At 45.4% G+C, this 11,942-nt stretch carries 8 protein-coding genes and 1 rRNA gene; 6 read left to right on the plus strand and 3 right to left on the minus strand.

The window, feature by feature from the left end; all coding sequences use genetic code 11:
* Together ARB69_RS22005 and ARB69_RS22010 are read left to right on the plus strand one after the other, a co-directional pair.
* A 23S ribosomal RNA gene (locus ARB69_RS22005) occupies positions 1-130 on the plus strand; the annotation flags it as partial.
* 260 nt (positions 131-390) lie between these two features.
* Positions 391-2,634, plus strand: coding sequence for an alpha-galactosidase (locus tag ARB69_RS22010; RefSeq protein ID WP_055154999.1), 2,244 nt, complete (start codon positions 391-393; stop codon positions 2,632-2,634).
* 21 nt (positions 2,635-2,655) lie between these two features.
* Here the strand turns inward: ARB69_RS22010 and ARB69_RS22015 are convergent, their stop codons facing one another.
* Positions 2,656-3,525, minus strand: a complete 870-nt coding sequence (locus tag ARB69_RS22015; protein ID WP_055155000.1) for an AraC family transcriptional regulator — start codon at positions 3,523-3,525, stop codon at positions 2,656-2,658.
* A gap of 316 nt (positions 3,526-3,841) precedes the next feature.
* Here ARB69_RS22015 and ARB69_RS22020 point away from each other — a divergent pair, with 316 nt between their 5' ends.
* The 4 genes from ARB69_RS22020 (at position 3,842) to ARB69_RS22040 (ending at position 9,365) form a co-directional block, all read left to right on the plus strand.
* Positions 3,842-5,998, plus strand: a complete 2,157-nt coding sequence (locus ARB69_RS22020; RefSeq protein WP_055155001.1) for an LPXTG cell wall anchor domain-containing protein — start codon at positions 3,842-3,844, stop codon at positions 5,996-5,998.
* A gap of 364 nt (positions 5,999-6,362) precedes the next feature.
* Positions 6,363-7,058, plus strand: a complete 696-nt coding sequence (gene vanR, locus ARB69_RS22030) for a VanR-ABDEGLN family response regulator transcription factor (RefSeq protein WP_055155003.1) — start codon at positions 6,363-6,365, stop codon at positions 7,056-7,058.
* Positions 7,048-8,196, plus strand: coding sequence for a sensor histidine kinase (locus ARB69_RS22035; RefSeq protein ID WP_242843785.1), 1,149 nt, complete (start codon positions 7,048-7,050; stop codon positions 8,194-8,196). The genes vanR and ARB69_RS22035 overlap by 11 nt, the downstream gene beginning before the upstream one ends.
* A 236-nt stretch (positions 8,197-8,432) precedes the next feature.
* A complete protein-coding gene (locus ARB69_RS22040; RefSeq protein ID WP_055155004.1) occupies positions 8,433-9,365 on the plus strand; it encodes a D-alanyl-D-alanine carboxypeptidase family protein in 933 nt (310 codons plus the stop codon).
* Between the two features lie 6 nt (positions 9,366-9,371).
* Here the strand turns inward: ARB69_RS22040 and ilvB are convergent, their stop codons facing one another.
* Positions 9,372-11,093 carry a biosynthetic-type acetolactate synthase large subunit gene (gene ilvB / locus ARB69_RS22045; protein ID WP_055155005.1) on the minus strand — a complete coding sequence of 574 codons (1,722 nt, stop codon included), beginning with the start codon at positions 11,091-11,093 and terminating at the stop codon, positions 9,372-9,374.
* 99 nt (positions 11,094-11,192) lie between these two features.
* Positions 11,193-11,765: a TetR/AcrR family transcriptional regulator gene (locus ARB69_RS22050; protein WP_050638951.1), complete on the minus strand. Its 573-nt coding sequence runs from the start codon at positions 11,763-11,765 to the stop codon at positions 11,193-11,195.
* Between the last annotated feature and the right edge of the window lie 177 nt (positions 11,766-11,942).

The following is an 11,942-nucleotide window of genomic DNA, read 5'->3' on the forward strand; positions in this document are numbered from 1 at the left end:
CCTCAAGATGAGATATCCCATAACGTCAAGTTAGTAAGACCCCTTGAAGACGACGAGGTAGATAGGACAGAGGTGGAAGTGTGGCAACACATGGAGCTGACTGTTACTAATAGGTCGAGGGCATAACCAAGCAAGGTGATAGGATCATGGATGGATTTAATTCTTTGTATGCAGTTTTGAAGGTATATACATATGGAATGAAGAGACGGTACCAGAAGGTATCGTTTTTTTGTTGTGTTAAGCGTTGTTAAGTTTAGAATATTCAGAAAACGGTGCGCAAAGGGGTCTGACCCCTAAGAACAAACACTCACAATATATAAATCTAACAATTGGATAGGTCTGGCTCTGCAGCATATGCTATAATCTCAAAACAAAAGGAGGTTATGTTTTATGACAGCAAGTATTATTTTTCATGAGGATTCAAGAGAGTTTCATTTATGCAATGATAAGATAAGTTACATTATGACTATTCTAAAAAACGGTGAATTAGGACAACTTTATTTTGGAAAGACTTTGAGAGACCGGGAAAGTTTTGGGCACTTACTTGAATTGCAAAAGCGTCCCATGTCAGCGTGTGCTTTTCCGGGGGACCAGCGTTTCAGTATGGAACATATCCGACAGGAGTATCCATCATTTGGACATGGAGATATGAGATATCCGGCATATGAAATAGAACAGGTTAACGGGAGCCGGATTACGGAGTTTGTGTATCGGAGTCATAAGATTTACGCCGGGAAGCCGAAACTAGAGCAACTGCCTGCTACATATACAGAGTTAGATGAAGAGGCCCAGACGCTGGAGGTTGAACTTGAGGACAGCTTGATACGTACGAGGCTGGTACTTACTTATACGATCTATCGGGACTATCCCGTGATTACGAGGAACGCCAGATTTGAATGTGGTCTTCCGGAGGGAATCAGGCTGAACACTGCGATGAGTTTAAGCCTGGACCTTCCGGATATGGATTATGAAATGGTTGAGCTGACTGGTGCATGGTCAAGAGAACGGGCAGTCAGGAACAGGAAACTGGAGCATGGTATCCAGAGCATTTACAGTATGAGAGGGTGCAGCAGTAATAATTATAATCCATTTCTTGCTTTAAAAAGGCCTGGCACAGACGAAAATAGTGGTGAAGTATATGGGTTCAGCCTTGTATACAGCGGAAATTTTCTCGCACAGGCCGAAGTAGATACGTATCATGTGACAAGAGTACAGCTGGGAATACATCCAAGCGGTTTTCAATGGAGACTTCAGGACGGAGAGAGCTTTCAGACTCCGGAAGCAGTTATGGTCTATTCCGATGCGGGCCTTAATGGTATGAGCCAGACGTATCATGAACTATATCGGACAAGGCTGGCACGGGGAGTATGGCGTGACAGGGTGCGGCCTATCCTGATTAATAACTGGGAAGCTACTTACTTTAACTTTAATGAAGAAAAGATACTGGCATTGGCGAATACGGCTAAACAGCTGGGGATAGAGCTGTTTGTGCTTGATGACGGATGGTTTGGAAGGCGGGATGACGATACGTCTTCGTTGGGAGACTGGTATCCTGATAAAAGAAAACTTCCGGCTGGTGTAACCGGGATTGCGGAAAAAGTAAAGGCGCTGGGAATGGATTTTGGGCTGTGGTTTGAGCCGGAAATGGTAAATGAAGACAGCCAATTGTTTAAAATGCATCCCGACTGGGTACTGCAGACGCCAGGCAGGTACACATCCTATGGCAGGAATCAGATGGTTCTTGATTTTTCAAAAGTGGAAGTCGTTGACTACATTTATTCAATGATGGAAAAAATCCTGACCGAGGCGGATATTTCTTATATCAAGTGGGATATGAACCGTTGTATGACGGAGGTCTTTTCATCGGGGAAGAATGCAGACGAGCAAGGAAAAGTTTATCATCAGTATATACTCGGAGTGTACAGGCTGTATGAACGGCTGGTTGAAAAATTCCCTGAAGTTCTATTTGAATCCTGTGCAAGCGGCGGCGCCAGATTCGATCCAGGGATGCTCTATTACGCCCCTCAATGCTGGACTTCAGATGATACGGATGCAATGGAACGTCTTAAAATCCAATATGGAACATCCATGGTTTATCCTTTGAGCAGCATGGGATCTCATGTTTCGGCGATTCCAAATCATCAGCTGCATCGTAACGTTCCAATGGACAGCAGGGCAAATGTGGCCTATTTCGGCACCTTTGGATATGAACTGGATTTAAATGAACTAACAGAGGAAGAAAGAGACACCATAAAGGATCAGGTTCAATTTATGAAAAAGCACCGCAAGCTTATCCAGCAGGGTGATTTTTACCGTTTAATCAGCCCATTTGAAGGGGACGGGAATGAAACAGCTTGGATGGTAGTTTCACCGGATCAAACGGAGGCGTTGCTGGGATATTACAGAGTACTTCAGGAAGTGAACGTAGGTTACCGCCGTCTCAGACTTCAGGGACTTGATGAGAATATGCTGTACCAGACAGAATGCGGTGAAAAGAGCGGCATATATTATGGGGATGAACTCCTTCGCGCAGGATGGAACCTCTCGGATGAATCCTGCGGCGAAGACAGCAGCTTTTATAATGGAGTAAATGGGGACTATCAATCACGTCTTTATTATTTTCATAAATATTAAACCTAAAGATTTCTGGAATTGCTAATAAGTATCATCTTCATGAGGATTCTTTGTACATATAGTGCGTGACGTAAGTTTATTTCTCCTGCGGTACTCACTGGGGGTTAATGAGGTTACCTGTCGGAAGGCTTTTGTAAAAGCCAGTTCGCTGGTATATCCACAGGAAAATGCAATATTCCTGATTAGATGATCGGTATTTGCAAGTAGTTCAGAAGCCTTGGTAATCCTATATTTTTTCAAAAACTGCTGCGGAGAGAAATGCACATTTTTTTGAAACAGGGTGGACAGGTAGCAGCGGTTTAATGAAACATAGTCTGCAATTTGCTGTACCGTAATCGGAGACTGATAATTCACCTTAATAAATTCGATTGCTTTGGCAATGTACTGGCTTTCCGTGTGCTGCTCACTTGGCTTATATACGCCTGGTGATTTAGCCAGATAAGAAAAAAATTGATATAGAAGTCCCTGATTATAGAGTTCGTTACTGTAATCTGCGTCATAATGTTCCAACATATCCAGGATGATATCACGCAGCTCCTGGACGTAAGGACAGGCGATGACAGGGGTTTCCGGCGAAAGGCCGCAGAGGGAGAGATGGTGTTTCACCATGTCTCCTTCTACTGCAATCCAGAGATAAGTCCAGGGCTCTTTTTCGTCCGCCTGGTAGAAGGTCAGATCTCCGGGACAGATAAGAAACCCCTGTCCTTTTTGGATACGGTGGCAGACATTACCCGCAAAAAACTGCCCCTTTCCTTCCAGACAGAAATGAAATAAATGATATTCCCTCATTGCAGGGCCAAAGGAGTAGGAGGGACTGCAGGCCTGACATCCACAGAACAGAGGATAAAAATGTCGGTTATTATGAATTTCTAATTGGGTAAATGTGTACATTTGCGGGGGATCTCCTTTCATAAGCCAATCAGCATAAGCTCTAAAAAATGGCGGTTAATGCATGCGGATTCGTTATCTATTCAATAAATATAAATGCTGCAGCTTGTCTGCAGCATAGATTTTTTATGCTTATCTTAACCTGTCTGCAACCTACTGTCAAGCAAATACATAACGGAGCGCAAAGAGGTCTGACCCCTATGGAGAATTTAAGCAAATATTAATTTATTTATTGGAGAATTCTGATATAATATAATAAAGAGTCCCTTTGTCTGGCATTATTCGCATTCAAACACAATCTCAAAAGGAGGTGGATTTTATGAAATGGAAGGGTAAAAGAGGATTGGCTTTACTGTTAACTTTTGTTTTGATAGGCGCCGCAGGGATACTTCCTGCATTTCCAGTATCGGCAGAGACTGTAAATGTGACGCAGGATACCGGTGTACAGAAACCAGAAGTAATAGAAAAGACAACAGATCGTATTAAGCTGCGAACAGAACAAGACTATGAATATGCCATAGAGACCGAGAAAAACAATGCCAGGATATGGAAGTGGGCGGAGGCGGGACAGTATGATAAGGCAAGCAGAACGGTTGTGTTTACCGGGCTGCAGCCCGGAACACAATACAGTTTTGCATGTCGGCATACCGGAGAAGATGTTATATTATATCAAAATACGGCTGCAACAAATGTAATTGCTGGGAATGTGGTTACGGATACTCCCCAGAACCAGCCGCCTGATCCACCTGAAAATATGGCTGCTCAACCAGATGAAACGCAGAAACTGACGGACAGTAATCAGAATTCAGAGGTGGGAGAAGAGAAGCAGAGTCCGATGGATGAGCCACAGAATTTGGCAAATGATACAGAAATAACATCGGAAGGTACAAAAGATACTCCTGAGGCTAATAAGCAGGTGCCTGATGATACTAAAAAGGAAACAAATAACAGTCAGAATTTTTCAGATGCTATTAAAAAGCCGGTAAATGAAAAACGGAGCAAAGTCGAGGCAAAAGCTCCGGCGCCATCGCTTACAGCTCCGGAGGCACCAATCGTTAAAGAAGTAAAAGATACAGAGATCACATTGGAACTCCCCAAGAATGCGGATCCTAAGTATAAATATGAATTCAGTATTAATGGAACAGATTATCAGACAGATCCCCAATTTGATAAGCTGACGCCAGATACCCCCTATAAGTGTTATCTCAGGATTGCAGCAGGTAAATATGAAGATGTAACTTACCCCGCAAGCGACAGCAGTATACCAGCTGATGTCAGGACAAAGAAATCTGCGCCAGATAAACCGGCATATGCTCCGGAAGTGACAGACAGAACGAATACGAGCGTATCGTTAAAAGTACCGGATAAGGAGAAAGACCCGGATAGTATGGAATTCGGGATGTTGGGTACCGGGACAGACGTTGAATGGAATACCATGGGTGTATTTGACAACCTGACTCCGGGTACAGAATATCAATTTGTTATGCGCTGCAATGTAGATGAAAAGGTACAGATGCAGGGGGAGAATAGTGACATACTCCGTGTGGCAACATTACAGAACGCAGCAGCAGCGGCTTTGGCACCAAAGATTTTGAAACGTTCCGATACTTCTATTGTGCTTAGGGCAGCTGATAAGCTGGAGTATGGTATGCGAATGGCAGACGGTACAATCAGCTGGCAGGAAAATGCGGAATTTGACGGGCTGGAGCCAGATACGGAGTATCAATTTGTAACACGTGCTAAATATGATCCTGATAAAGCCATGGAAAGCCTTCCCAGTGAAACGGTAAAATATAGGACCGCGATAAGTTCTGATGGGGCAAAGATAACCGGAATCGAACAAGGCGGTACCTATGAGGCAGAAACTGTCTGGACTGCTACAGCAGTCGGTGTTGGTATGGAAAATACTTCTCCTGCAGCGGGAGATACCAGATGGGTGCCAAAGACTTGGACCTGGGGCGGAGCAATAAAAAGCTGGGAGAATCCTCCATATACGGTTAAATTCAAATGCACAAGGCTTGGAAGTTACGAACTGACGGCAGGATTTCAACTGGAAGAGTATACCGGTAATGGCTGGGAAGAAACTGAATATACAAAATCAGTTAGCACATCTTTTAATATAATTGAGAAAAAGGTTACCGTATATACCATTACAGCGGAGGCCGGGGCAAATGGTAAGATAGATCCGAATGGCAGAGTGGATGTGGAGCAGGGAAAGAACTGCGAATTTACATTTACCCCATATAAGGGCTACCGTGTGGCAAAGGTTCTGGTAGACGGCAGAGAGGTGACCGTGAAGAATAACCGGTATACGTTTACAGACATCCAGGATAATCATAAGATATCTGTTACATTTGAGAAAGACAAACGCACACCGAAGACTGGGGATAATACTCAGTTTGTATTAATTCTTGGCGCCTTCCTGATATCAGGACTGGCCGTATTAATGCTGGCATACCGGAAGAGGAAACGTTAGGCAAGCAGATGGGTGGAGATCGTGAGGGAGGAATCATGGAAAAGTAGAAAAACTATCATAACATCATTACTCCCGCCTGTTCCTCTCCGTCCTATCAAACCCGATCCACTGCACCGGCCCCTCCCGCGTGGAAGCGCATAGCCTGAAGACGGCAAAGACGCAGGGGCGGCCCGGAAATGCCCTAAATGTTTCTTCACAAAGCGGCTGCCTTCTGAACCACCCACGGCATTTCCGGGCCGCCCCTGCGTCTTTGCCGTCTTCAGGCGTCCCCCCTTGCGTCTTCATATTTTCCTAAGAATTTTATAAAAGAATATTTATTTGAAGATTTTATAATTTACTTAGCTTGCGATGGAGGAGGATATGTATGAGGGAGAAAATCTTAATAGTAGATGATGAGAAGGAGATTGCGGATTTGGTGGAGTGCTATCTGCAGAATGAGGATTTTATCATTTATAAGTATTATGATTCCAGGGAGGCCTGGGAGTGTATTGTAAAGGAGCCGCCGGATCTGGCTGTTATGGATGTGATGATGCCGGAGATTGACGGCTTTACTCTTTGCAGGCAGATCAGGGAGCGGTATCATTTTCCGGTGATTATGCTGACGGCGAAGGGGGATGAGATTGATAAGATTACCGGACTTACGCTGGGGGCAGATGACTATATTGCAAAGCCCTTTTTGCCTCTGGAGATGGTGGCGCGTGTGAAGGCGCAGCTGAGGCGCTATAAAAGATACAATCAGGGGGCTGAGCGGGATGATTCTGTGATACTGGTATCGGGGCTTATGCTGAATGTGAAGACTCATAAATGTACCTTAAATGAGGAGCCTTTGCCGCTGACGCCGACGGAGTTTGATATTCTGCGCATTCTCTGTGAGAAAAAGGGGGAGGTCGTGAGCGCGGAGAGTCTTTTCAGGCAGATATGGGCGGATGAGTATTATGTGAAGAATAATAACACGGTTACGGTTCATATCCGGCACCTGCGGGAGAAGATGAAGGACTCTTTTGAAAAGCCAAGATATATTAAGACCGTCTGGGGGTGCGGATATAAAATTGAAGGATAAAGAAAAGAATATGAAAAGACTGGCCGAAACGGCGGCTTTATTACTTCTGGTACTGGCCGCCTGTTTTGGTATTTATTATTTTGTGGACTATATCTGGAATGGCAGCTTTGTGAACTGGTTCCAGGATAATTATATGTGGACCCGGATGGGAACGGATCATCTGTCAGGTCAGGATATGCTGATAACTGAGGTGAACTGGCCTAAATTTAAGATGCTCATTCTGACGTCTGTCTGCGTTGCGGCGGTGGTCTGCCTGTTTCTGGTGCGGGGGATTTCTGCCTTTTACGGCCGGAAAATGGCAGGTCAGGCTGTGGTAAAATCCAGTCAGATGATTCATTCCTTTATGGAGCATGAAGTAGAGGCCGATCTGGTGTTTCCTCCCGAATATGCACAGCTTGCGGTTCAGATGTCACAGATTAAGACGAGGATAGAGCGCAATACCCGTGTGATTAAGGAGGAGGAAAAACGTAAAAATGATATGATCACGTATCTGGCCCACGATCTCAAGACGCCGCTGACATCCGTTATCGGCTATTTAAGCATGCTGGATGAGGCAAAAGATATGCCGCAGGCGCAGCGGGAAAAATACACCAGGATTGTTTTTGAAAAAGCTCTGCAGCTGGAAGGGCTGATTCAGGAGTTTTTTGATATTACAAGGTATAACCTGAATCAGATTGTGCTGGAAAAAGAGACGCTGGATCTGTCCTATCTGCTTGTACAGCTGGCCGATGAGTTCTACCCGATTCTTCAGCAGGGAGACAACCGGATCGAGCTTGAAACTGGGCAGGAGATTCTGGTCTATGGAGATGCCGTAAAGCTGGCGAGAGTGTTTCAGAATGTTCTGAAGAATGCCGTGTCTTACAGTTATCCGGGAACCGCAATCGTTATCCGGACCGAGACAGAAGGGGACTATGTGAAGATTTTTATACAAAACAAAGGGAAGACCATACCGAAAGAAAAGCTCCCATATATTTTTGAAAAATTCTACCGGACGGATGAGGCGCGTTCCGGAAATACAGGAGGTGCAGGGCTTGGACTTGCAATTGCCAGAGAAATTATCATTCTGCATGAAGGAGATATCCATGCAAAAAGCGAGGGGGAATTGACCACTTTTGTTATAAGTATCCCCTGCCTGTGAAAACGATTAACTAGCTAAAGAAATGCAATAGTATATTATAATAAACGAATATTAACTTTTCTTAGGAAATTATCAATAGTAAGTTAAATTATCTAACATCGGGATTTTGTATAATTTTCTTAGAAAGGCAGGGATTTTAATTGGACAGAAAACAATACGAAAAAGACTCAAGATATCAAACTGAAAGAAATAAGATACAGCTAAGCTCAAAGAATCAGCGAAAAAAAAGAAGACGTATGAAATATCTAAGGAGGATGCTGTTTTTACTGGTTCTTCTGGTACTGCTGATATTAGCGGCTGCAGCGGTGCTGTCCATAATAAGAAGGCAGGAACCGGGCATACACGTAGATAACAGTACGCTGCATTCAGAGAACATCAGCATGGACAAGCTGAACAGCCCGAATGCAATATTGACAGAACTGAAGTCCGGGGAAACCATAGCCCAGAGGGGTGCAGATGACCGGATCTATCCAGCGTCACTGACCAAGATTATGACAGCATTAGTGGCGATTGAAAATATTTCTGATCTCGATGAGACAATGACCAGCCCATACGATTTTTACCAGTATCTTTATCAGATGGATGCATCAATGGCTGGTTTTGAACCAGGCGAAACCGCGAAGGCCAGGGACTATATATATGGTGTCATACTTGCATCGGGGGCGGAGTGCTGCCTGACTCTGGCAGAGGCAGTTTCGGGATCAGAGCAGGGCTTTGTGGACCTGATGAATCAAAAAGCGGCCGAACTTGGGATGGATGACACACATTTCAGCAATACGACCGGACTTCAGGATGCAGAACATTATACAACGGTCCGGGATCTGTCCCTCCTGCTTGACAGTGCACTGAAAAATGCAGAGTTTCGGGAAGTATTTACATCCAGAAGTTATACGGTGCAGCCTACGAATGTGCATCCGGAAGGGTTCACCATAGGGAGTACTTTGTTTGAAAACGCCGGGAATACCGGTCTTAAAAACGGCGAGATCCTGGGCGGCAAGACCGGTTACACGGATGAGGCTGGTTTATGTCTGGCAAGCCTGGCGGAGGTAGACGGAGAAGAGTATATCCTGGTCACCGCACATGCTCCGGGATCCCATGAGACAGAGCAGTATCACATTCTGGATGCAATAACTGTTTATAATGAACTCGCTGATGCCGTGCGGGACTGACTCTGCTTATCCAGGATATACTATCATATCATCCAAAGCATTTCCGGGAGGCACAATTGGAAGAACGTTTTCTTCCCTTTCAATTATAAATTCGATGAGGACAGGCGCAGCCGTGGACCTTCCGGCCTCTGTAAGCGCCGGAAGAATCTCTTCTTCACGGGTTACGCGGATTCCTTTTGCTCCATAGCTTTCCGCCAGCTTTATAAAGTCCGGAGTATATACGGGACAGTGTTCAGACGGGGCAGAGCAGGCAGAGGGACAGCTTTTTCTATAACGCATACATGTGCCGGAATACCTTTTTCCAAAAAACATTTCCTGCCATTGTCTTACATTGCCCAGATATCCGTTATTCAAGACACAAATAATAAGCGGCAGTTCATAAGCTACGGCTGTTGCCATTTCCTGAATGTTCATCTGCAGGCCGCCGTCTCCGGTTATCAGTACGACCCTGGTGTCTGGATTCCCGATCCTGGCACCGACCGCGGCTGGCAATCCATATCCCATTGTGCCGAGTCCCCCGGATGTTAGCATCTTCTTTTTATCATTCAGCTCCAGATACTGGGCAGCCCATAATTGATTCTGCCCTACATCGGTGGCTATAATCAACTTTTGAAAGGTACTGTTAATGGTCCGGATAATTTTTGCGGGTGTGATACCGTTTCCCTTCATCACAAGAGGGTGCTCTTTCTGCCATGTGCGGATCTGCCGGATCCAGTTTTCAAGCGGCAGATTTACAGCCCGTCTGGTAAATGCACGGATTGCTGAACCGGCATCAGCCAGGATTGGGAGATCCGCGGGGATATTTCTGGATATGACCGAAGAATCGATATCCACATGAATAATCGAGGCATTTGGCGCAAATTCTTCGGGCCTGCCCGTGATGCGGTCATTAAAGCGGGTGCCGATCGAAAAGAGCACATCACAGCTGCTGACAGCCATATTCGCGGCGTAGGAGCCGTGAATGCCGAGATTGCCGGCATAGAGCCCGTGCGTTGTTGGAATTGAGCCTCTTCCCATAATCGTGGTGACGGCTGGAACGCCTGTTATCTCGGCAAGATGCTGCATGTCTTTTTCAGCCCGGCTGATATGAACGCCGCCTCCGATCAGGAATAATGGCCTTTGGGCACGGGATAAGAGCGTCATGGCCTTATCTGCCAGCTCCTCAGAGATGGGACATTCAGACCGGAGGCTGCAGGCTGCATGGCCTTGATCGTATCTGCTGTCCCCTAATTCGCGCTGGATATCTTTTGGAAGATCCACTACAGCGACTCCGGGTTTACCTGTTCTGGCAATATGGAATGCTTTTTGGATGGCTGCTCCCAGATCTTCCCGTTTTTTTACTGTTACAGCATATTTGCAGACGCTGGAAGTCATGCTGACAATGTCAACCTCCTGAAAAGCATCTTTCCCTAAAAGGCAGCGGGGCACTTGTCCGGTGAAGCAGACAAGCGGTACACTGTCATAATTGGCTGTGGCGATTCCGGTGACCAGATTCGCTGCTCCCGGCCCGCTTGTCACGAGGCAGACCCCCACGTTCCCTGTGGAACGGGCGTATCCGTCAGCGGCATGGATCAGCCCCTGCTCATGTCTTGGTACAATTAGTTCGATTGTATCTTCCCCGTAAAGGGCATCAAACATATCAATCGCCTGCCCGCCGGGATAGGCAAATACAGTGCTCACATGTTCGGCTTTCAGCGCTTTTACAAATAATCCGGCTCCTGTTATCATAAGTTTATACCTCCTTAAATGCATGTACTTGCTTGCATGATTTTTATATAAAATGGTACTGCCGATACAGTACCACTGTCAGTTCTTCACGGATCCGTTTTAAGAAAGCCCTTTTACAAATACGGATACGCTATTTTTTACAAATGTTTCCGGGCTTATCTCTGTCAGTTTATTATCAAAAGAGGCTTTTAAAAATGTATAGCCAAAGGTTGCGGAGAAAACAGTCATTGCCATGCCCTCAAAATCTGCATGCGGTATCTTTCCTAATGCCTCCATCTTGTTCAAATAATCGACAAGAGTCGATACAAAGGCCTGAGGGATCTTCAGAATCATCGGGGCAGTCTCTTCATAGAGCTGGGGCGCCCTCAGTCCGATAGACAGATTAACAAAGTCCGGGGTGATTCTGTCCATATAGGCCTTCATGAACATTTCCAGGTCGGGCTGCAGTTCCCATACCACATTCTGAAAGATATCCGGGGTAACATTGGCCCGCCATTTTTCCTGTTCTATCCCACTCATGACAATGTCTTTTTTACTTTTAAACTTCCTGAATAAGGTGCATTCATTCACACCGGCCATATGCGCGATATCCTTTGTTGTAGTTGCAACATATCCTTTATCGCGGATCAGGGACATGGTTGCATCAATTATTTTCTGCCTGGTTTCATCCAATTTTCTTTCCTCCATGCAAGTGCTTGCTATCATTTTATGCCCATACATGCAGTTTGTCAACAGTATTTTGCAGTTCTACCCACCGTAGACCGGGTAGAACTGCCCGTGTATTGTAAATTCTGGGGTTTCTGGTATGATTATGATTAAGAAAACAATAGGCTAGTACAGAAGTGCATG

The organism is Faecalicatena contorta (assembly GCF_001404335.1).
Lineage (GTDB): Bacteria > Bacillota > Clostridia > Lachnospirales > Lachnospiraceae > Faecalicatena > Faecalicatena contortus_B.